1 protein-coding gene is annotated in these 310 nt (G+C 52.3%); it reads left to right on the forward strand.

Annotation, left to right across the window (positions count from 1 at the left end; all coding sequences use genetic code 11):
• Window positions 1-310, forward strand: a 310-nt coding sequence (locus NR125_RS30415; RefSeq protein ID WP_256816919.1) for a hypothetical protein, incomplete at both ends; no start/stop codon positions are given.

Below are 310 nucleotides of genomic sequence, written 5' to 3' on the forward strand. Positions count from 1 at the left end.
GGGAGAGAGGAAAGGGGGGAAGGGAAAAGAGGAGAGAGGGGGGGGGAGAAGAAAGAAAGGAAGGAAAGGAAGGGGAGGGAAGGAAGAGGAGAAGGAAGAAAAGAGAAAGAAAGGGGGAGAGGGAGGGAGAGAAGGCAAGGGAAAGGAGGAAGGGAAGGAGAAAAAGGAGGGAAGAAAAAAAAAAGGGGAAAGGAGGGGGAAAGAGGGAAAGGAAGGGGGAGAGGAGGGAAAGAAGAAGGAAAAGGAGGAGGAAGAAGAAGGGGGAAGGGGGAAAGGAGGAGAAGGAGAGGAGGGAAAGACAAATGAAGGA

The organism is Cytobacillus sp. Bac17 (genome assembly GCF_024519925.1).
GTDB lineage: Bacteria > Bacillota > Bacilli > Bacillales > Cytobacillaceae > Cytobacillus > Cytobacillus pseudoceanisediminis.